The following is a 19,405-nucleotide window of genomic DNA, read 5'->3' on the forward strand; positions in this document are numbered from 1 at the left end:
GAAAAGGGAGTCAATATGTCTGTCATCACCGTATTCAACGGACTGTTTTGCGAAGCCGGCGTGGTGGTCAAGCGCGTGCTCGACGCCACGGACTGCCGGTTGGTAACCGACCAGGAGATCGTGGCCGACGCCTCGCGCCTGTCGGGCATGGCCGAGGACCGCATCGCCCGCGCCTTCCAGGCCAAGGCCTCGGTCTTCAACAGCTTCAGCCACGAGAAGGAGCAGGCCATCGCCTGGATGCGCCTGGCCGTGGCCGAACGGCTGGTCGAGGACGAGAATCTGATCATTCCCGGGTTCGCCTCCCAGCTGCCCGATCCGTCCATCGGCCATATCCTCAAGGTCTGCCTGATCTCCGACCGCAAGGCGCGGGTGGCCGTGGCCGAGCGCGAGGAGGGGTTCGCCGACAAGCACGCCATGAAGCTCATCCGCAAGGACGATGAGGACCGCGCCGCCTGGGTCAAGGCCCTGCGCGACGTGGACGACCCCTGGTCCGGGACCCTTTACGATCTGGTCCTGCCCGTGGCTTCCACCGGCGTGGAGCGCTCGGCCGACCTCATCGTCGAGCAGCTTTCCAACGCCGCGGTCAAGGTCACGGACAAGACCCGCGCGGCCGTGCGGGACTTCCTCCTGGCCGCCCGGGTGGAGACCGTGCTGGCCAAGGAGGGCCACAGCGTCCAGGTCTCGTCCCGCAAGGGCACCGTCACCCTGACCATCAACAAGCACGTCCTGCTGCTGGAGAAGCTGGAGCGCGAACTCAAGTCCATCGTCTCCGGCCTGGACGGCGTCCTGGCCGTGGAGGCCCAGGTGGGCAAGGGATTCCACCAGACCGACATCTACCGCAAGATGGACTTCGACCTGCCCTCCAAGGTCCTGCTGGTGGACGACGAGCGCGAATTCGTCCAGACCCTGTCCGAAAGACTGATGATGCGTGACATGGGCTCGGCCGTGGTCTATGATGGGGAGTCCGCCCTGAACCTGGTCAGGGACGACGAACCCGAGGTCATGATCCTCGATCTGAAGATGCCCGGCATCGACGGCATCGAGGTCCTGCGCCGCGTCAAGAGCGAGCACCCGGACATCGAGGTCATCATCCTGACAGGCCACGGCTCGGAGGCGGACCGCAAGGTGTGCATGGACCTGGGCGCGTTCGCCTACCTGCACAAGCCCGTGGACATCGACGTCCTGAGCGAGACGCTCAAGGCCGCCAACGAAAAGATCAGGGCCGAAAAGTAACTCCGGAAGCCGGGTGGCGCGATGGCATCGTTGATCGAGAAGATACGGCCCCAGTTCTGGGACACCGAGAGCGACGCGGGAGCGGGCAAGAGCCTGTTCAACTACCGCCGCATCTGGCGCTTCGCCATCTTTCTGCTGGCGCTGGTGGCGCTGGTCCCGCTGATGGTCATGGCCCTCATCGACTACAACGTCACCCGGCATTCCCTGGAATCCGAAAACCTCCTGCGCACCTCCAGGACCACCTCGAACACCCGGCGGACCGTGGCCTACTTCCTGGAGGAGCGGACCAAGGCCCTGGAGTTCCTGGTCCAGGACCAGGGCGTCGGCGCCCTGCGCGACAACCGGAACCTGGCCAAGGTGCTGGCCTCCCTGCAGCAGAGCTTCGGCGGGTTCGTGGACATCGGCGTGATCGACGCCCAGGGGCGGCAAATCGCCTACATCGGTCCCTACGATCTGCTCGGCCGCGACTACAGCGGCCAGGAGGGATTCGCCACGACCATGGCCCACGGCACCTACATCAGCCGGGTCTTTCTCGGTTTTCGCGACGAGCCGCACCTGGTGATCTCGCGCAAGGTGCACGACAGCGGGTCCGGCGGGGACTTCATCCTCCGGGCCACTCTGGACACGGACCAGTTCAACTCCATCCTGACCCAGCTCGACCTGCCCGGCGGCGGCGACGCCTTCGTGGTCGACCGCGACGGGATCATCCAGACCCCGTCCAAGGAGCACGGCTCGCTGCTGACCAGGGTGGACCTGGCCATCCCCGGGTACTCGGACACCACCCGCGTGGAGCAGGTCCGGGGCGGCGACGGCCTGGAATACACCGTGGGCTACGCCTACATCCACGACACCCCGTTCATCGTGCTCGTGGTCAAGCGCACCCATGAGCTGATGAAGCCGCTGCAGACCATACGCATGGAGCTGCTCTGGATTCTGATCACCAGCATCATCGTCATCCTGCTGGTCATCGTGGGCGTGGCCACCTACCTGGTCAACAAGGTCTACATAGCGGACCAGACCCGGGCGAGGACCCTGCACCGCATGGAGCACACCAACCGCATGGCCTCCATCGGACGGCTGGCCGCGGGCGTTGCCCACGAGATCAACAACCCCCTGGCCATCATCAACGAGAAGGCCGGGCTGATCCGCGACCTGTTCGTCTACAGGCAGGAGTACGCCAACGACGAGCGGCTGCTGGGGAACATCGACTCCATCATCAACTCGGTGTCCCGCTGCGGCAAGATCACCAAGCGGCTGTTGAGCTTCGCACGGCACATCGACGTGGAAATGGACGAAATCGAATTCAAGGACCTGGCCAACGAGGTCATCGACTTCCTGCGCAAGGAGGCCGAGTACCGGTCCATCACCATCGACATGGACATCCCGGAGAAGCTGCCCCCGTTCATTTCGGACAGGGGCAAGCTGCAGCAGATATTCCTCAACCTGGTGAACAACGCCTTCCAGGCCATGAACGACGGGGGGCACCTGTCCATCACGGCCCGGGACACGGCCTGCGACCAGCTGGTCTTCACCGTGGAGGACGACGGCTGCGGCATCCCGGAAGCGGACATCAAGCGTATCTTCGACCCGTTCTTCTCGACCAAGAAGAAGACCGGCGGCACCGGCCTGGGGCTGTCCATCACCTACGGCCTGGTCCAGGAGCTGGGCGGGTCCATGACCGTGGAGAGCAAGGTGGGCGTGGGCACGACCTTCACCATCATCATGCCCCTCAAGGGGGACAAGACCGAAGACAGGACGGGCAAGGCATAACATGAAAGTACTGCTGGTTGACGACGAAGTGGAACTGGTTTCCGCCATGGCCGAGCGGCTCGGGTTCCGGGACGTGGACGCGGACTGGACGGACAACGGTGAATCCGCCCTGGCCATGGCCGAGGAGACCGATTACGACGTGGCCGTCCTGGACATGAAGATGCCCAGGCTGAGCGGACTGGAACTCATGGAGCTGCTGGCGGACAGGCACCCGGACATGAAGTTCATCTTCCTGTCCGGCCACGGCTCGGAAGCGGATTTCAAGGCGGGCTGCGCCGCGGGCTGCAATTACCTGATCAAGCCCATCCAGCTTGAGGACCTCGTCGCCCTGATCCGCAAGGTGGCGGCGTAACCGCAAAGGAGACTCAATGAGCCGGACCCAATGCGAGCCCCGAGAGGGACTGCGATTTTTCGGACGCATCAGCGCGTCCGTGTCCCACGAGATCAAGAACGTGTTCGCCGTGATCAACGAGGCTGCCGGCCTGATCGAGGACTTCACGCTCATGGCCGGGCGCGGAGTGCCCCTTCAGCCGGAGCGGCTCAAGAGCGCGGCCAATTCCATCCAGGGCCAGATCAAACGCGGCGACGCCATCGTCAGGAACATGAACGCGTTCGCCCATTCCACGGACGAGGACGTCCGCGAGGTGAACCTTGTCGAGGCCCTCAGGCTGGCGGCGGACCTGACCGCCCGTTTCGCCGACATGCGCCAGATCAGGCTGACCGTGGGCGAGAGCGAACCCGCGTCCATGGTTGCCTGCCCCTTTGATCTGACGCGGCTGCTGCACTCCTCAATAGTGGCGGCCTTCGATTCCATGCAACCGGGCGACACGCTGGCGGTCAGCGTTTCCCCGTATGGCGGCGGCGCATCGTTCTCCCTTTCCGTGCCCGGAAAGGATGCGCCGCTGAAGAATGACGAGCCGTTCGCCGAACTGGCCCGGGCCATGAACGCCCGCGTCGAGGTGGACGAAAAGACCGGGACCAGCCAGTTGTTGCTTGCGGACAAGGGCGCTCCCGCGTAAGACAACATTCATACCTGATCGGAGAAGAAAAAATGGCAGAAAAAGTACTGCTTATCGATGATGAAGTGGAATTCCTCGAGGCCCTGTCCGAACGGATGGAGATCCGGGGCATGGATGTGACCACGGCCGAGAACGCCAGCGCGGCGGTCAGCGCGATCAATTCCGGCGATTTCGACGCCATCGTGCTGGACCTGCAGATGCCGGACATGAACGGCATCGACATGCTCAAGATCATTCGGAAGACCAACCCGGACATGCAGGTCATCCTGCTCACGGGCCAGGCCACCCTGGAAGCGGGCATTCAGGCCATGAAGCTCGGCGCCATGGATTTCATGGAGAAGCCCGCGGACATCGACGCCCTGACCGACAAGATCAAGAAGGCCCAGGCCAAGAAGATGGTCATCGTGGAAAAGAAGACCGAGAAGAAGGTCAACGACATCCTCAAATCCAAGGGGTGGTAAGCCCCTGTCGCCCAAGACGGAAAAAGGCTGCCGGAATGATTCCGGCAGCCTTTTCTTTGTCTCGTTTTCGCCGCGGTCAGTCCTGCAGGCGCAGGCTCATGGCGTGCCAGGCCGCGCCGCCGTGGGTGGACGACGACAGGCCGTCGTCCGTAAAGCCGAAGTGGGCGTAGAAGGGCAGAAGCTCCTCCTTGCACAACAGCTTGATGTCGGACTTGCCCATGTCCCCGGCGTGCTCGATGAAGTTGGCCAGCAGCTTCCCGGCGATGCCGCGCTTCTGGAAATCCGGGTGCACGGACAGGGAGAAGATGACCATGTGGCGGCCCTCCGGGTCGTGCCCGATGAGCTGCTTGAACTCCTCGTCCGTGATGTCGTCCTTGTCGGTTGCGCCCGAGTTCACCTGGGCGACCACGCGGCCTTCCCATTCGGCCACCAGGAACCCCTCGGGATAGAGCTCGATGCGGTTGCGCAGGCTGCTCGCCCAGGCCGCCTCGGCGGGCGGAAAACAATTGGCCTCAATGGTGTGGCAGGCGGGCAGGTCGTCCATGTCCGCGTGGCGTATGGTCAGGCCTTTCATGATCAATCCAGCTCCACGCCCTCGAGGGCGGTTTCGAGTTCTTCCCAGGTCTCATAGGCGATTTCAAGGTCGGACTCAAGGGTTTCCAGCCGTTTCTGGTCGTCCGCCATCACCTCGCCGGAATTCTTGTAATAATCCGCTGAAGCCATGCGTCCCTGCAAGGCGTCGAGCTCGGTTTCCAGCCCCTCGATGCGGGCGGGCATCCCCTTGAGTTCCTCGCGTTTTTTCTCCAGCTCGAACTTTTCCTTGTAGCTCAGTTTCCGCTTGGCCGGAGCCGCTTTTTCCCGCTCGGGCTCCGGCTTGGGCTTGCACGCCTTGGCCGGAGAGGGCGCGGCGGAGGGCCGCTGCCTGAGCCAGTCGTCGTATCCGCCCACGTATTCGGCCACCCGCCCCTCGCCCTCGAAGGCGATGGACGAGGTGACCACGTTGTTCAGGAAGTCGCGGTCGTGGCTGACCAGCAGCAGAGTGCCGGGATAGTCCATGAGCAGCTCCTCCAGGAGGTCCAGGGTCTCGGCGTCCAGGTCGTTGGTCGGTTCGTCCATGACCAGGACGTTGGACGGGCGGGTGAACAGCTTGGCCAGAAGCAGCCGGTTGCGCTCCCCGCCGGACAGCACGCTGACAGGGACTTTGGCCCTGTCCGGAGTGAAGAGAAAGTCCTTGAGGTGGGACATGACGTGGCGGCGGTTGCCGTTGATGTCCACGAAATCGTTGCCCTCGGCCACGTTGTACCGGGCCGATCGGGTCTCGTCGAGTTGGAGGCGCAGCTGGTCGAAATAGTTGATCTGCAGGTTGACCCCGCGGCGCACGCTTCCGGACTGCGGTTCGATCTCGCCGAGCAGGATCTTGAGCAGGGTCGTCTTGCCCGCGCCGTTGGGCCCGATGAGCCCGACCTTGTCCCCGCGCATGACGGTCGCGGAGAAATCCGCGATGAGCGGTCTGTCGTCGAACCCGAAGCAGAGGTCCTTGGCCTCGATGACCAGCTTGCCCGTGCGTTCGGCCTCCTGGATGACCATTTTGACCGAGCCCACGCGCTCGCGCCGGGCACCGCGCTCCTCGCGCATCTTCCTGAGCTCCCGCACGCGGCCCATGTTCCGGGTGCGGCGGGCCTTGATGCCCTGCCTGATCCAGGCCTCCTCCTCGGCCAGCTTGCGGTCGAAGTTGTGGTTCTGCTTGGCCTCGGCGGACAGGGCCTCGTCCTTGCGTTCGAGGTAGGTCTCGTAGCCGCACTCCCAACTGGTCAGCCGCCCCCGGTCCAGCTCCACGATGCGCGTGGCCAGCCGCCGCAGGAAGGCGCGGTCGTGGGTGACGAAGAGCAGGGCCGCGCTCTGGCGTAGGAGGAAGTCCTCGAGCCAGGCGATGGAGTCGATATCCAGGTGGTTGGTGGGCTCGTCCAGGATGAGCAGGTCGGGGTTGGAGACCAGGGCGCGGGCCAGGAGCACGCGGCGCTTGGTCCCGCCGGACAGGGAGGCGAACGGCTCGTCGCCGTCCAGCTTGAGGTGCGAAAGCACGGTCTCGATGGCCTGGTGATGGGGCCAGCCTCCGGCGTCCTCCAGGGCGTGCTGGGCGCGCTCCAGCCGGTCCACCAGATTTTGGCCCGGGTCCGGGGATTCGGCCAGGGCGCGGGCCGCGTCGTGGTAGGCGGCCAGGTGTTCGCCGACCTCGCCCAACCCCTTGGCCGTGATGTCGTAGACCGTGCCCTCCAGGGATTGGGGGACCTCCTGGGGGAGCATGGCCACGCGGCAGCCGCGCTGGTAGTCCACGGATCCGGTGTCCGGCGGGGTGATGCCCTCGATGATGGACAACAGGGTGGACTTGCCTTCGCCGTTGCGGCCGAGCAGGCAGACGCGCTCGCCCGGCTCGATCTGCATGGACACCTTGTCCAGCAGCACCGTGCCGGTGAAATTGATGGAAATGTCTCGTAAACTGACCAGGGCCATGATGTCGCTCAAAGAAAAGGGGCTGCGGACAGCCCCGTTGATGTTGCGTTTACGCGCAGGCGTCCTGGAACGCCTTGTGCCGCTCGCCGTAGGGCGGATACTTGAAGAACGCCGAACCGGACACGAGCACGTCCACGCCCGCCCCGGTCAGCTCGCGCGCGTTGTCCAGGGTCACGCCGCCATCGATCTGGATCAGGGTGTCGGCCCCGGCCGCCTCGATCATGGCCTTGAGGTCGCGGACCTTGTCCAGGCAGAACGGGATGAACTTCTGGCCGCCGAAGCCCGGGTTCACGGACATGACCAGGACCATGTACAGCTGCGGCAGGAGATAGCGGATGGCCTCGGGCGGGGTGTGCGGATTCAGAGCCACGGCGGGCTTGGCACCGGTCTCGGCGATCTGGGCGCAGACCCGCTCCAGGTGCGTGCACGCCTCGGCGTGGACGCAGATCAGGTCGGCCCCGGCGTCGGCAAACTCAGTGATGTACCGGCCCGGGTCCTCGATCATCAGGTGGCAGTCGAAGAAGAGTTTGGACTTGGCGCGCATGGCCTTGATGATCGGCGGCCCGAAGGTGATGTTGGGCACGAACATGCCGTCCATGACGTCCAGGTGGACCCAGGACAGACCTGCGGCTTCCAGGGCTTTCAGCTCGGCTTCCATGTTGGCGAAGTCCGAGGAGAGCATGGAGGGGGAAAGTATCATTCGCGTCGCTCCGCTTGGTGGTTTTGCTGGCAAAGGTGTACCCGCTCGCGGATGGGACCGCAAGTCTTTCGAAGTCCCCTGTTCGGCCAACCCGAAAAATATCATTTTGTCCGTGTCGGAATTACGGTAACGAGATTTCAATGGGTATCTACAAGATAAAATGCGTCCTTTTGGCCTTGTGTCTTTGGAGTTTTGTCGCGCTTTTGTCGGCCGAACCGGCCCTGGCCGACCATGTCCAATTCTATGTGGACGCATTGCCCCCTTATGCCGTGCTGCACGACGACGGGCCGCCCACCGGGTTCGCCGTGGCCCTGATGGAGCGGTTGATGCGCACAGCCGGCGAGCACTTCGACGCGACGGACGTTGCGGTCATGACTTGGGCGCGCGCCGTGCACCATGTCGAAGTCGTTCCCCACGCCGCCTTGCTCGTGCTGACCAAGCTGCCCGAACGGGCCGATCGCTACAAGTGGGTGGGGCCGCTGGACCTGTTGCCCGTCGGGGTCATTGCCCGCAGGGATTCCGGGGTCGTCGTCGAGCGGCTGGAGGACCTGCTCAAGTACCGGGTGGGCATTGTCCGCAACACGGCTCCCTACCGCGTCCTCATCCGCGACCTGCCCGAGGTCGGGCCCAATCTGGTACTGCTCAGCGGTATCCCCGCCCTGCTCAGGATGCTTCGTGAAAGGCGGGTGGACGTGATCGTCCAGGCGGACAGGGCGTCAAGAGAGTTGATGCGCGGGGAAGGGATGGATGCGGACGAATATGCCACCATTTTCCATCTCGCCCCGTTGGCGGTCTATTTCGGGTTCAACAAGAGCACGGACGACGGCTTGATCCATCGGCTCCAATCGGCCCTGGACCGTTTCAAGGAGCCGGATTCGTCGGGAGTCAGCCCGTACAGCCGGATGCGGGAAGCGTATTTCGGCAGGCCCGCGCCTGGCGTCGAAGAGAAGAAAGCTGAGTGAGTCCGAGGCCCGGTCAGGGCTGGTCCTGGACCAGCCTCTCGGCGGTGAAGCCGAGCAGCCCACCGAGGACCAGGGCGATGCCCAGGGCCTGGAGCACGCCCAGGGCGCTGGCCGGATAGAGCAGGATGCCCATGGGCAGGGAGGTCAGCACCGCGATAAGCATGCCCGTGGCCCAGCTCTCCAGCGGCATGCGTGCGTAGGCTATGACGATGCTCAGGGCCAGCCAGTGGAGCAGGGTGGCGGCCACCGGCTGCCAGGCCGGGGACAGGAAGGCCATGGGGATGGCGTTCAGGATGCCGGCGGCCAGGCCGAGCAGCAGGATCTTGTACAACTTGTGCATGGCCTTGGGGCCCTCTACTTGTCCATCTTGAAATCGACTTTGATCTTGAACAGCTTGTCCGCCGGGAGGTTGAGCACCTTGATGCCCGTGGCCTCGGTGATGGAGGCGAGAATCTCCTCCACCGCGTCCATGTCCGGGGCGATCAGCGCGAACCAGACGTTGAACTCGTTCTCGCGCAGATAGTTGTGCGTCACCCCGTCATGCCTGTTCACCTCGGCCACGAACGCGTCGAGCCGGTCCTCGGGCACGCTGGCCGCGCACAGGGTGGACTGCCAGCCCAGGGACTGGGACGAGAAGTTCGCCCCCATGCGCCGGATCAGCCCGGACGCCTTCATGGCCCGCACCCGCTCCAGCACCTCGGCCTCGGTCAAACCGACCTGTTTGCCGACCTCCTCGTAAGGACGTGAAGCGAGCGGAAAATGGGACTGGATGATGTCGAGTATCTGCTTGTCGTATGCGTCCATGGGGATAATGCCTCCGGCGGCCAGAGGAAAAACTTTTGAAAAAGTTTTCCCTCTGGACTCCCTTTCAAAACTTTTTATCGCGCCTTCGGCGGATGCGTCCGGTCGCGGTGAATTCTCTTTCAAAAACCAGCTTCAGGTCAAGCGATCCGACCTGACATCCCACCCCGTCCTCCGCGAAGCGGCACAAAAAGTTTAGGAAAAGGGAGGGATGGGGGTCCGGGGGAAAGGAGGGAAAGAACCCTTTTCAAAGGATTTTTCCCTCCCTTCCCCCGGCCGCCGGAGGCTTACGCCTTCGGCTTTTTTTTCGGGGTGTAGGAGCACAGGGGCTCTTCTTTGAGATAGTGGCCCTTCATGGTCTGGGCCCGGGCGCGGCAGCCGCCGCAGACCTTTTCGTATTCGCAGTGCCCGCACTTGCCGTCGTAGACCTCGGGGTTGCGCAGGTTGAGGAACTGCTGGGATTTCTTCCAGATATCCGGGAAGGGGATATCGCGGACATTGCCGCAGTCCAGTTCCAGGTAGCCGCACGGCTGCACCTGGCCCCGGTGGGAGATGAAGCAGAACCCGATGCCGCCCAGGCAGCCGCGCGAGACCGCGTCCAGACCGAAGTTCTCGAAGTTGACCGGGACGCCTTCCTCCTTGGCCCGCTGGCGCAGGATGCGGTGGTAGTGGGGCGCGCAGGTGGCCTTGAGCTGCATGCTGGTGGTCTTGCGGAAGTCGTAGAACCAGTTGAGCACGTCCTCGTACTCCTCGGCGGTGATGATCTCGGTGCCGAGTTCCACGGCCCGGCCCGTGGGCACGAGCAGGAAGATGTGCCAGGCGGACGCGCCGATCCTTTCGCAAAGCTGGAAGATGTCCTTGAACAGGTGCAGGTTGTTCTTGGTCACCGTGGTGTTGATCTGAAACTCGATGCCCACGTCCTTGAGATACTGGATGCCGCGCATGGAGGCGTCGAACGCCCCGAGCTCGCCCCGGAACTCGTCGTGCTGGGCCGCTTCGGGCGCGTCGATGGAGATGGAGCAGCGCTCGATGCCCGCATCCTTCATCTTCTGGGCGGTCTCCGGGGTGATCAGCGTGCCGTTGGGGGCCATGACGCAGCGCATGCCCTTGGCCTTGGCGTAGGCTATCAGCTCGTAGACGTCGGCCCGCATCATGGGCTCGCCGCCGGTGAAGATGATGATCGGGGAGCCCACGTCCGGGAAGGTGTCGATGAGCGCCTTGGCCTCCTCGGTGGACAGTTCGCCCTCGTAGGGCTCGGGGTGCGCCTCGGCCCGGCAGTGCTTGCAGGCCAGGTTGCAGGACCGGGTCACTTCCCAGGCGATGAGCCGACAGATGGGCGTGACGCCATCATCGAGAAACCGCTTGGGCGCGTGCTCCGCGCCGGGATGCATCTTGCCGTGGGGGTGCCCGCCGGGGTGTCCGCCTGGATGCCCCTCGGGCGGACAGCCGGTCATGGTGCCGGGATGGCCTTTGGGATGTTCACTCATATTATTTCAATACCTTGAGTACGTCTTCGGTGAAGTAGGACAGGATCAGGTCCGCGCCCGCGCGCTTGAAGCCGACCAGGGACTCCATGACGATGGACTGCTCGTCGACCCAGCCGTTCAGTGCGGCGGCCTTGATCAGGGCGTATTCCCCGCTGACCTGGTAGACGGCCACCGGGGTGTCGAAATTGTCGCGGACCAGCCGGACGATGTCCAGGTAGGGCTGGCCGGGCTTGACCATGAGCATGTCCGCGCCTTCCTCCAGGTCGGCGGCGGCCTCGCGCATGGCCTCGCGCACGTTGGGCGGGTCCATCTGGTAGGTCTTGCGGTCGCCGAACTTGGGCGCCCCTTCGGCGGCGTCGCGGAACGGGCCGTAGAAGGACGAGGCGTACTTGACCGCGTAGGACATGATCGGGACGTTGATGAAGCCCGCTTCGTCCAGGGCGGCGCGGATGGCGGCCACGCGGCCGTCCATCATGTCGGACGGGGCGATGATGTCGGCCCCGGCCTTGGCTTGGGACACGGCGGTCCTGGCCAGCAGGTTCAAGGTCGGGTCGTTCTGGACGTACTCGTTTTTGACCACCCCGCAGTGGCCGTGGGAGGTGTACTCGCACAGGCAGGTGTCGGCCAGGATGATCAGTTCGGGCCAGCGGGCCTTGAGCATGCGCGTGGCCTTCTGGATGATGCCGTTGTCGTCGTATGCCCCGGAACCCATCTCGTCCTTGGTCTTGGGAATGCCGAAGAGCATCAGGGCCTTGAGCCCGTTGCCCACGGCCTCGGCCACCTTGATCTCCAGCTGCTTGAGGGAGAGCTGGTACTGGCCGGGCATGGACGGGATTTCCTTCTTGAAATCCTCGTCGTCGGTGTCGATGACGAAATAGAGCATGACCAGGTCGTTGGCCGTGACCTGGTTTTCCCGTACCAGTTCGCGCATGGCCGGGGAGGTCCGCAGTCTGCGTCCGCGATAGAAATCCGTGGGTATCATGTATCCGCTCCAGGAAAGAGATTCAGTTTGACTACTACTATACCTGTCCGCGCCCATCCCGCAAGTTGGTGCAGCAATTCGCATCCGAAGCCGGGAGCGTCGTGGAACGTTGTGAAAAAGGCCGGGACCTCTCCCGGAAAGGGGAGGTCCCGGCCTTGCGGATCGCTTTGCTTACAGCTTCTCGCCGGTGATTTCTTCGTCGGTGAGGTAGCAGGCGGGGTCCTGGGCCCAGAAGTCGCCGTAGTAGGCCTCGGCGCGGGCGCGGAAGTTGCCGCCGCAGATGTTCAGGAAGCGGCAGCCGGCGCAGCGGCCGCCCACATGGGGGCGCTTGTCCTTGAGCTTGTGCAGGAGCTCGATGTTCTCATCGGTCCAGATCTCGGAGAAGGGGCGTTCCAGGACGTTGCCGAAGGTGTGGTGGCGCATGAACTGGTCGGCGTGGACCTGGCCGTCCCAGGAGATACAGCCGATGCCGCGTCCGGAGGAGTTGCCCTCGTTCCACTTGAGCAGTTCAAGCACTTCCTTGGCCCGTTCGGGGTCTTCCTTGAGCAGGCGGTAGTAGACCAGGGGGCCGTCGGCGTGGTTGTCCACGGTCAGGACCTCCTTGGGCAGCCCCTTGTCGAACAGCGCCCGGGTGCGGTCCATGATCAGGTTGACCACGTCGCGGGTCTCCTGGTGGTTCAAATCCTCGTTGATCAACTCGGAACCCCGGCCGGAGTAGACCAGGTGGTAGAAACAGATGCGCGGGATGTCCAACTGCTCGATGAGGTCGAACAGGTGGGGGATCTCCACGGCGTTGCGCTTGTTGATGGTGAAGCGCAGGCCAACCTTGAGGCCTTCGGCCTTGCAGTTCTCGATGCCCTTGAGGGCCTGCTTGTAGGCGCCCTTGACGCCGCGGAACTTGTCGTGGACCTCCTCGTTGCCGTCGATGGAGATGCCCACGTAGGACAGGCCGACTTCCTTGAGCTCGCGGGCCTTGGACTTGGTGATCAGGGTGCCGTTGGTGGAGATGACCGCGCGCATGCCCTTTTCCCTGGCGTACTTGGCCAGTTCCACCAGGTCCTCGCGGACCAGGGGCTCGCCGCCGGAGAAGAGCATGACCGGCGCGCCGAACTGGGCCAGGTCGTCGATCATCTCCTTGGCCTTTTCGGTGGAGATGGGGTCTTCGTGGGAACTCGGGTCCACGGCGTGGGCGTAACAGTGCACGCACTTGAGGTTGCACCGCTGGGTCATGTTCCAGACCACCACGGGCTTCTTGTCTTTTGAAAATTGGAGCAGATGGGACGGCAGCTGCCCGGATTCGCGGTTGTAACGCAAGGCGTCGGAAGCTTCGACGGCGCCGCAGTACAATTTGGAAATGCCTATCATTAATATACCTCTCAGGTGAAATGAAGGTCTCTCAGGTAGCACACAAACTGCGCTGTGTAAAAGACGAAAAAAGAGGCCAGGAATGGCCCCTTGTCGCGTCCCTGTCCGCAAAGGTAAGAACTATTCTCGGAAAGTCAAGAAATCATTGCAGGGCCTGATCCGCCAGCCTGATTTCAACCCTGCGGTTTCGCTGCTGATCCGCCGCAGTGGTCCCTGCGGTCAGGGGACGGGACTTGCCGAAACCCACGGCCTCGATGAGGTCCGGGTTGATGCGCCACTTGTCCACCAGGTACGCCTTGACCGCGTCGGCCCGCTTCTTGGACAGGTCGAGGTTGTACCGGGCGTCGCCCGAGGCGTCGGTGTGCCCGCCGACCACGATGCTCTTTCCCTTGAATTCTGGCGAGTTCAGGGTCTCGCCCAGGGCGTCGAGAACGGCGTGGGACTCGGGCTTGATGGTCGCCTTGTCGAAGTCGAACTGGATGTCCAGATCCACGCCCGAGATGCCGGGCCGGGGCGTCGCGTCCTCGCCGGTCCGTGCGGCCTCGTCTTCCGCGTCGCCCCGCGCGGGCTGCCCGGCGGCCGGGCCCGAGGACACGGCCGGGGCCGGGGAGGTCTCGGGCGGGAGGTCCGCGCCCTGCGCGCCGTCGGTGGGACCGGCCATGAGCCCGCTTTTCACCGCCTCCGGGGTGGAGGCGTAAGGGAACCGCGAATCCGGGTCGGGCAGCCAGGACTTGAGCGGCACGGCCATGTCCCTGGCGATGGCGCGGATCATCTGGTTGAACGGGCTGTGCGACATGCGCGTCTCGTGGACCACCACCACGAAGTCTTCCGGGTCGCGCTGCTCAATGCGCGAAGACTGGATCATGGTCCAGAGCAGGGTGCCGCTGCCCGCGGCGTAGACGTCCACCTGAATGGTCACGGCCGAGTCGTCCAGGGTGGTGCCGTCGTAGAAATAGGGCACCTTGCCGATGACCAGCAGGTCCGCGCCGCGCCGTCTGGCCGATTCCAGGGCCGAGGAATACCCCTGGTAGCCGTAGCCCGGGGCCAGCTCCATGGTCGAGAACAGCCGCTCCTCGGTCCAGACGTTGAAGAATATCTGGGTGAACGAGGCGGACAGGGCCGCGTGGTCCGGGCTTTCCTGCTGGATGATGAACGGGTGGAAATAGGCGGTCAGGGGCGTGTACTGCCTGCCCTTGGGGTGGACCGAGACCTGGAGCGCCGATTTCCTGACGGGCGCGTCCGTGTATATCCTGGTCTGGTCGGTCAGGGAGAGGTCCACGTGCGAACACGCGGCTATGGTCAGCAACAGGCTGAAAAGAAGAGCTTTTTTCATATCATTCACCGGCTGATGGTTGATGCCGCCCGGAACTGCCCGCCGGGTTTGCGACGGGGCCGGAATCCTTGGCGGGATCAGAGCAATATGTATGCCGGTGAATCTACTGGAGGGTCTGGGTGGGCGAGGGCGCGGACTCGATGGATTCCAGGAGCTGCTCGCGCGACTCCTGGAGCCCCTGGCGCAGGAGCAGCTTCTTGCCGGTGGAGAGCTTCCGGAACTCGGGCCGGTCGGCCAGTTCCGAAAGCCTCTCCATCTCGACGATGACGCTGCGGATGAGCTTGTGGATGTCCCGCTCCCTCGGGTTGAGCTGGGAGGCGAGCAGGGCCAGGTCGCGGATCTCCATGGCCATCCGCTTGAAGGCGCGCGGATCGGTCTGGCTCGCCAGCTTGCGGTGGGCCTTGTAGGTCTCGATTCTGCGTTTGAACCATCCGATCATGGGCGTCCTCTAAACGGTCGGCACCTGGCCCCGCATCATGAGCACGGCCGCGATCATGCCCAGCAGGAAGGGAATCAGGAGCACGGCCACGATCTTGGTGTAACCTACCTTGTGGATGTATTTCAGGCCGATGGCGGTCAGAATCAGGGTCCAGACGGCGTTGATCAACATCCAGCTCGCCATGAAGTTCGCCGTGAACATGGGGATTATCCCGATCATCATCGGCGCGTAGGCGTAGGCCACGGCCCGGAACGACCCTTCGAATCCCTTGTTGCCCGATTTGAGCATGCTGAGGATGAGGTGGTAGAAACCGGAGATGGCGAACAGGGACAGGGCCACGACGGCCGGGGTGAGCAGAAGCTCGAAGAGTCCGTTGACGGCGTCGTAGGGCACGGCCTCAAGCCCATGTGCCGTCACGTTCATGCCCGGAGTCAGTCCGGCCACGCCCCAGGCGTACTGGACCACGGTCTGGATCATGGAGACCAGGATGGCGAAGGTCAGGGGCTTGGACAGCCCGTTGCCCACGGGCATGACCGAGAAGAACAGGCGCGGCGAGAACAGGACCAGCTTCAGGGTCAGGAACAGGCCGTGGAAGAAGCCGTAGCGGTCCAGCTGCTCGAAGGGCGGCGGCACCTGCATGGGGGCCACCTCGTCCTCGTCGCCGTCCGCGAACTCGACCTGCATGGGGTCCGGGAAATCCTCGTTGAATTCGCCGGTCCAGCCGGGCACGGGCTGCTGATCCTGATAGGCGTCATGCCGCCGGTCGCCGGCATTGTCGTAATGGTCGTCGTAGGGCGCGTTCCCCGGCTCGTCATAGGCGTCGTCGTAAGGCTCGTCCCGGGGCGCACGGGGCTTTTCGGGCGGGGTCATGGTGTGCAGCCGCTGCCACAGCCCGTCGCCGTTGTCCTCTTCCTCGGGCAGGCCCGGAAAGGCCCTGTCCTCGGGCTCCTCGCCTTTCTCGGGACGGGCCGGGGCGGGGGGGCGCAGTCCGCTTCCTATTACGGGCGGGGTTCTTGGCTTGATCCTGGGCTCGGCGGTCCTGCGCGCCGCCGGTTCGGTCTTGTGCTCGGGCCGGGCGGACGGTTCGGGCTCCTCGATGAGGAACTCCTCCTCGGGCAGGTCGCGGAACTTGAATTTGGTCTGGCATTTGGGACAGGTCGCCACCTGGGAGCGGGCGGGTATCTTGCTCTCGTCCACCTCGCGGGTGAACCTGCATTCGGGACATATTATCTGCATTGTCTTTCCTTGAAGGACATGAATATCGATCGCTGATCGGTCGTATACATTTTGTAGGTCAGAATCAAGCGATCTGCAACGTACTGCACGATCAGACCGGGTTTTCCTCCAGCAGGAGCATGGCCAGGGAGCCCACCAGGAAGGTAGCCTCGGACAGCAGGGCGCGCGGAATGGTCGGGTAGTCGTCGCTGAGCACGTGGCTGATGCCGCCGCCCGAGGCCGCGTCGAACCGCTTGAGCTTGGCGGCCAGGGTCTCGGGGGACTTGGTCAGCCTGCTGTAGTGCAGGATGGGCGCGTCCAGGACCAGGGCCGTGCGTCCCTTAACCCCGGTCAGCCGCTCGTGCACGGGCCGGGTGAAGCGCACGCCGGGCTCGTTGCGGAACAGGCGTAACTGCAGATCGGGCCACAGCCCGTAGCCCGCCTTGCAGCGGGTCTCGTCCGGATACAGGGTCATGCGCGGGAACCAGCAGGCCGTGAGCCTTTTCACCAGCAGGCAGGCGGGAAGCAGTCCCCAGACGTCCTCGCTGAATCGTTCGTCGCCGTCCAGGTACAGGACCCAGTCTCCGGCGCATTCGTCGAGCATGCGGTTGCGCTGGGACGCGAAGTCGTCCAGCGGACGGGCCAATTGGCGGACGGGCGCGGCGCAGGTGAAATCGCGGCCGGGCGTTTCGTCGGCGTCCCAGAGGACCACCACCTCGCGGACCCAGTCCGGGAATTGGGCGAAGAATTCGTCGAGCCCGGGCTCGTCCGGGGCCAGGATCACGCCCACGGACAGGTCCGGGGCCTGGACGCCCACATGGCTCAGGTACGAGCTGTTGATGGCCTGGTGGGGTCTGGCGTTCATGAACAGCCGCTGGAGGTTGCGGTAGGCCGCCCGCGTATCCTCGGGCAGGGACGGGTTCAGGGCCAGGGCCGTTTTGTCCGGACCGATTCCGCTCATGGCCAGGATGTAGAGCTGGGCCCAGGGCGAGGTGTCGGCCAGGACCAGGAGCCGCGAATCAGGAGCGTTCCAGGCAGGGTTGGCGGCCAGAAAGGCGCGGGCCACGGCCGGGTCGGTCTCGCAGACCACCAGCCGGGCGGCCTCGGGCAATCCGGCGGCCAGGGCCAGGGCGTGCCCGCCGTTGCCCAGGCCGAACAGGACCAGGGTTTCGCCCCTGCTCTTGTCCAGGATGCGCAGGGAGCGTTCGGCAAAGGCGGCCGCGTCGGCCGGATCTGTTTTGCCTTGGGCCGCGGCGTCCGGGCCGTCGCGGAAACCGAATTCCAGGACGGCGGCGGTGTATGCTTCTATCAATCCGGTGTTCATTGCACGATTCCTTTGCGTCGGAGCAGTTCCAGGTACACGGCTTCAAGCTTGCGGGCGATGTCCTGCATGCGGAACAGGCGCGCGGCCTTTTCCCGGCCGGCCATGCCCATGCGCCGCGCTTCTTCGGGATGGGAAAACAGGTACTTGAGGGCCATGGCATAGCCTTCCGCGCTGTCGGCCACAAGCCCGGTGACGCCGTGCTCCACCAGTTCGAGCTGGGCGTTGTCGCGCAATCCTTCGCTCGGATGGGTGACCACGGGCAGGCCGCAGGCCATGGCCTCGGCAATGGCCAGCCCGAAGGATTCGCCCGTGTCGTTGGCGTGGGCCAGGACCGAGACCCCGTTCAGGAAGGCGGCGATCTCCGCGTCGGTCTTGACCTGGTCGCGGAACAGGACGTGTCCCCGGAGGCCGTGTTCGCGGACGAAATCCCTGGCCTCGGGGATGCCCCCGATGATGAGGTAGCGGAAGTCGGGCACCTCGCGCACGAGCAGAGGCAGGAAGTCCAGGGCGAGGCGCGACCACTTGCCCGGGTCGGGCCGGGAGACGCGCCCGGCCACGGGCCGGGAGAAGTCCCGGTCCGGCGCTGCAGCCTTGGCGAACAGGTCCGTGTCCACCGGGTTGTATAGGTATGAGTACCGGGCCGGGGCCGGGGCGACGGGCGTGGTCGCGAAGAACCGGTCCAGGCAGAAGCGCGAGACGAACAGGGTATGGTCGATGATCTTGGCCTGGGGGCTGGGATCGTGGCGGCCGAAGACGTTGGTTTCCACCACCACGGGCACGCGGGCGCGTTTGATGGGCATGAGCAGATCGGGTTCGGGCCAGCCTGCCCGGTGCACGTGCACTATCTGCGGCCTGAAGCGTTCGATCACGCCCAGCAGGTCGGCGCCGATGAAGGTGTCCACGCCGGCCGCGCGAATCTGCGAGGCGCGCACGCCGTTCACCCGGCTGTAGACCGCCGGGGCGAACCGGGCCGGATCGAGGTTGGCCACGAAGAGCTGCATGACCTTCTCCGTGCCGCCCAGGCTCAGGGACTTGATGACGTGGAGAACGCGGACAGGGGATTCAACCATGGCGGAAAGGTGACACATGCCGCATGTGTTGTAAATGACTGCCTATGATTCAAGTGAAACAGTTCCTTGCCCGCGAAATGAAAACCGGCCCCTTGCGGGGCCGGAGGATCATCGGTTGGCGTTGTTGTAGGCGTTGGCCGCACGGAATTTGGCGGCCGAGGCCCCGGTCCGCAGCGGGGTGGGCTCGGCCGGCGCTGGGGCGGGCTTGGCCGCGGGCTGAGGCGTCGGCTTGTGCGCGGGCGCGGGCCGAGGCGCGGCCTGGGGAGGCTGCATGTTCAGGACCGGCGGGGCCTGCGGGGTCGGAGCCGGCTGGGGCGCGCCCGTGGACACGGTGTCGCCCGGGGCCGCCTTGCCGTCGTGAATGGGCACGATCTGGGCGTAGGCCGAGCGCAATCCGTCCAGGATCTTGATGACGTCGTCGATCATCTTGTTGTCCAGGCGGATGTTGGCCTTGACCAACTGGGTGGTGCAGAACATGTACAGCTGGCCGAGCTTGGGGGTGATGTCCCCGCCCTTTTCCTTGTTCAGGCTCTCGGACAGCTCATGGATGATCGCCATGGCCTTGGAGATGTAAATGCCCTTCTTGGCATAGTCCCTGTTGTCGATTTCCCGCTTCGCCCGTTTGAGGAATTTGATCGCCGCCTCATAGAGCATGAGGAGGAGTTCCCCCTGGGTAGTGGTTTCGATCTGGGTCGCCAGGTATGCCTTTGCTGGGTTGGCCATCAATTACTCC

General features: G+C 64.3%; 20 protein-coding genes. 6 read left to right on the forward strand and 14 right to left on the reverse strand.

Annotated elements, in window-relative coordinates:
- Positions 1 to 15 precede the first annotated feature (15 nt).
- Genes BerOc1_RS15995 through BerOc1_RS16015 form a run of 5 tightly spaced genes read left to right on the forward strand, consistent with a single transcriptional unit; the run spans position 16 to position 4,483 of the window.
- A complete protein-coding gene (locus BerOc1_RS15995) occupies positions 16 to 1,233 on the forward strand; it encodes a response regulator (RefSeq protein ID WP_071546683.1) in 1,218 nt (405 codons plus the stop codon).
- Positions 1,234 to 1,254: 21 nt separating this feature from the next.
- Positions 1,255 to 3,003, forward strand: coding sequence for a sensor histidine kinase (locus BerOc1_RS16000; protein ID WP_071546685.1), 1,749 nt, complete (start codon positions 1,255 to 1,257; stop codon positions 3,001 to 3,003).
- Position 3,004: 1 nt separating this feature from the next.
- Positions 3,005 to 3,355 (forward strand): response regulator, encoded by a 351-nt coding sequence (locus BerOc1_RS16005; RefSeq protein ID WP_071546687.1) that lies wholly within the window; start codon positions 3,005 to 3,007, stop codon positions 3,353 to 3,355.
- A gap of 16 nt (positions 3,356 to 3,371) precedes the next feature.
- The gene (locus BerOc1_RS16010; RefSeq protein WP_071546689.1) at positions 3,372 to 4,022 is read left to right on the forward strand and encodes a sensor histidine kinase; all 651 of its coding nucleotides are present in this window, start codon (positions 3,372 to 3,374) and stop codon (positions 4,020 to 4,022) included.
- 32 nt (positions 4,023 to 4,054) lie between these two features.
- Complete coding sequence (locus BerOc1_RS16015) at positions 4,055 to 4,483, forward strand: response regulator (RefSeq protein ID WP_071546691.1); 429 nt, start codon at positions 4,055 to 4,057, stop codon at positions 4,481 to 4,483.
- 76 nt (positions 4,484 to 4,559) lie between these two features.
- Here the strand turns inward: BerOc1_RS16015 and BerOc1_RS16020 are convergent, their stop codons facing one another.
- The 3 genes from BerOc1_RS16020 to rpe are packed head-to-tail and all read right to left on the reverse strand — an operon-like array spanning position 4,560 to position 7,694.
- Positions 4,560 to 5,057: a GNAT family N-acetyltransferase gene (locus BerOc1_RS16020; protein WP_071546693.1), complete on the reverse strand. Its 498-nt coding sequence runs from the start codon at positions 5,055 to 5,057 to the stop codon at positions 4,560 to 4,562.
- A gap of 2 nt (positions 5,058 to 5,059) precedes the next feature.
- Entirely contained in the window at positions 5,060 to 6,994 is a 1,935-nt protein-coding gene (locus BerOc1_RS16025; RefSeq protein ID WP_071547156.1) for an ATP-binding cassette domain-containing protein, read from the reverse strand.
- A gap of 49 nt (positions 6,995 to 7,043) precedes the next feature.
- Positions 7,044 to 7,694: a ribulose-phosphate 3-epimerase gene (gene rpe / locus BerOc1_RS16030; protein WP_071546695.1), complete on the reverse strand. Its 651-nt coding sequence runs from the start codon at positions 7,692 to 7,694 to the stop codon at positions 7,044 to 7,046.
- A 140-nt stretch (positions 7,695 to 7,834) separates the two neighbouring features.
- Here rpe and BerOc1_RS16035 point away from each other — a divergent pair, with 140 nt between their 5' ends.
- Positions 7,835 to 8,656: a substrate-binding periplasmic protein gene (locus BerOc1_RS16035; RefSeq protein WP_071546697.1), complete on the forward strand. Its 822-nt coding sequence runs from the start codon at positions 7,835 to 7,837 to the stop codon at positions 8,654 to 8,656.
- A 13-nt stretch (positions 8,657 to 8,669) separates the two neighbouring features.
- Here the strand turns inward: BerOc1_RS16035 and BerOc1_RS16040 are convergent, their stop codons facing one another.
- The 11 genes from BerOc1_RS16040 to fliS form a co-directional block, all read right to left on the reverse strand.
- Positions 8,670 to 8,996, reverse strand: a complete 327-nt coding sequence (locus BerOc1_RS16040; protein WP_071546699.1) for a hypothetical protein — start codon at positions 8,994 to 8,996, stop codon at positions 8,670 to 8,672.
- A 14-nt stretch (positions 8,997 to 9,010) separates the two neighbouring features.
- A complete protein-coding gene (ahbA, locus tag BerOc1_RS16045) occupies positions 9,011 to 9,460 on the reverse strand; it encodes a siroheme decarboxylase subunit alpha (protein WP_071546701.1) in 450 nt (149 codons plus the stop codon).
- A gap of 284 nt (positions 9,461 to 9,744) precedes the next feature.
- Complete coding sequence (gene ahbD / locus BerOc1_RS16050) at positions 9,745 to 10,944, reverse strand: heme b synthase (protein WP_071546703.1); 1,200 nt, start codon at positions 10,942 to 10,944, stop codon at positions 9,745 to 9,747.
- A 1-nt stretch (position 10,945) separates the two neighbouring features.
- Positions 10,946 to 11,926, reverse strand: a complete 981-nt coding sequence (gene hemB, locus BerOc1_RS16055; protein WP_071546706.1) for a porphobilinogen synthase — start codon at positions 11,924 to 11,926, stop codon at positions 10,946 to 10,948.
- Between the two features lie 171 nt (positions 11,927 to 12,097).
- Positions 12,098 to 13,291 carry a 12,18-didecarboxysiroheme deacetylase gene (gene ahbC, locus BerOc1_RS16060; RefSeq protein ID WP_071546708.1) on the reverse strand — a complete coding sequence of 398 codons (1,194 nt, stop codon included), beginning with the start codon at positions 13,289 to 13,291 and terminating at the stop codon, positions 12,098 to 12,100.
- 142 nt (positions 13,292 to 13,433) lie between these two features.
- Entirely contained in the window at positions 13,434 to 14,624 is a 1,191-nt protein-coding gene (locus BerOc1_RS16065) for an OmpA family protein (RefSeq protein ID WP_071546710.1), read from the reverse strand.
- Positions 14,625 to 14,727: 103 nt separating this feature from the next.
- Positions 14,728 to 15,063: a hypothetical protein gene (locus tag BerOc1_RS16070; RefSeq protein WP_071546712.1), complete on the reverse strand. Its 336-nt coding sequence runs from the start codon at positions 15,061 to 15,063 to the stop codon at positions 14,728 to 14,730.
- Positions 15,064 to 15,072: 9 nt separating this feature from the next.
- Entirely contained in the window at positions 15,073 to 16,299 is a 1,227-nt protein-coding gene (locus BerOc1_RS16075; RefSeq protein WP_071546714.1) for a YIP1 family protein, read from the reverse strand.
- A gap of 91 nt (positions 16,300 to 16,390) precedes the next feature.
- Positions 16,391 to 17,602 carry a glycosyltransferase family protein gene (locus tag BerOc1_RS16080; RefSeq protein WP_071546716.1) on the reverse strand — a complete coding sequence of 404 codons (1,212 nt, stop codon included), beginning with the start codon at positions 17,600 to 17,602 and terminating at the stop codon, positions 16,391 to 16,393.
- A complete protein-coding gene (locus BerOc1_RS16085; protein WP_071547157.1) occupies positions 17,599 to 18,672 on the reverse strand; it encodes a glycosyltransferase family 4 protein in 1,074 nt (357 codons plus the stop codon). Before BerOc1_RS16085 ends, BerOc1_RS16080 begins: the two co-directional genes overlap by 4 nt.
- A gap of 108 nt (positions 18,673 to 18,780) precedes the next feature.
- Positions 18,781 to 19,395, reverse strand: a complete 615-nt coding sequence (gene fliS, locus BerOc1_RS19445) for a flagellar export chaperone FliS (RefSeq protein WP_071546718.1) — start codon at positions 19,393 to 19,395, stop codon at positions 18,781 to 18,783.
- Positions 19,396 to 19,405 lie beyond the last annotated feature (10 nt).

Origin of the sequence: Pseudodesulfovibrio hydrargyri, assembly GCF_001874525.1 — a bacterium.
Lineage (GTDB): Bacteria > Desulfobacterota > Desulfovibrionia > Desulfovibrionales > Desulfovibrionaceae > Pseudodesulfovibrio > Pseudodesulfovibrio hydrargyri.

Bases quoted from the DNA above. Each gene is read 5' to 3' on its own strand.
- BerOc1_RS16025 (WP_071547156.1), bottom strand. From the start codon at position 6,994: ATGGCCCTGGTCAGTTTACGAGACATTTCCATCAATTTCACCGGCACG.
- BerOc1_RS16070 (WP_071546712.1), bottom strand. From the start codon at position 15,063: ATGATCGGATGGTTCAAACGCAGAATCGAGACCTACAAGGCCCACCGC.
- rpe (WP_071546695.1), bottom strand. From the start codon at position 7,694: ATGATACTTTCCCCCTCCATGCTCTCCTCGGACTTCGCCAACATGGAA.
- BerOc1_RS16040 (WP_071546699.1), bottom strand. From the start codon at position 8,996: ATGCACAAGTTGTACAAGATCCTGCTGCTCGGCCTGGCCGCCGGCATC.
- BerOc1_RS16035 (WP_071546697.1), top strand. From the start codon at position 7,835: ATGGGTATCTACAAGATAAAATGCGTCCTTTTGGCCTTGTGTCTTTGG.
- BerOc1_RS15995 (WP_071546683.1), top strand. From the start codon at position 16: ATGTCTGTCATCACCGTATTCAACGGACTGTTTTGCGAAGCCGGCGTG.
- ahbD (WP_071546703.1), bottom strand. From the start codon at position 10,944: ATGAGTGAACATCCCAAAGGCCATCCCGGCACCATGACCGGCTGTCCG.
- BerOc1_RS16075 (WP_071546714.1), bottom strand. From the start codon at position 16,299: ATGCAGATAATATGTCCCGAATGCAGGTTCACCCGCGAGGTGGACGAG.
- BerOc1_RS16080 (WP_071546716.1), bottom strand. From the start codon at position 17,602: ATGAACACCGGATTGATAGAAGCATACACCGCCGCCGTCCTGGAATTC.
- ahbA (WP_071546701.1), bottom strand. From the start codon at position 9,460: ATGGACGCATACGACAAGCAGATACTCGACATCATCCAGTCCCATTTT.
- BerOc1_RS16020 (WP_071546693.1), bottom strand. From the start codon at position 5,057: ATGAAAGGCCTGACCATACGCCACGCGGACATGGACGACCTGCCCGCC.
- BerOc1_RS16015 (WP_071546691.1), top strand. From the start codon at position 4,055: ATGGCAGAAAAAGTACTGCTTATCGATGATGAAGTGGAATTCCTCGAG.
- ahbC (WP_071546708.1), bottom strand. From the start codon at position 13,291: ATGATAGGCATTTCCAAATTGTACTGCGGCGCCGTCGAAGCTTCCGAC.
- BerOc1_RS16005 (WP_071546687.1), top strand. From the start codon at position 3,005: ATGAAAGTACTGCTGGTTGACGACGAAGTGGAACTGGTTTCCGCCATG.
- BerOc1_RS16065 (WP_071546710.1), bottom strand. From the start codon at position 14,624: ATGAAAAAAGCTCTTCTTTTCAGCCTGTTGCTGACCATAGCCGCGTGT.
- BerOc1_RS16000 (WP_071546685.1), top strand. From the start codon at position 1,255: ATGGCATCGTTGATCGAGAAGATACGGCCCCAGTTCTGGGACACCGAG.
- BerOc1_RS16010 (WP_071546689.1), top strand. From the start codon at position 3,372: ATGAGCCGGACCCAATGCGAGCCCCGAGAGGGACTGCGATTTTTCGGA.
- BerOc1_RS16085 (WP_071547157.1), bottom strand. From the start codon at position 18,672: ATGGTTGAATCCCCTGTCCGCGTTCTCCACGTCATCAAGTCCCTGAGC.
- hemB (WP_071546706.1), bottom strand. From the start codon at position 11,926: ATGATACCCACGGATTTCTATCGCGGACGCAGACTGCGGACCTCCCCG.
- fliS (WP_071546718.1), bottom strand. From the start codon at position 19,395: ATGGCCAACCCAGCAAAGGCATACCTGGCGACCCAGATCGAAACCACT.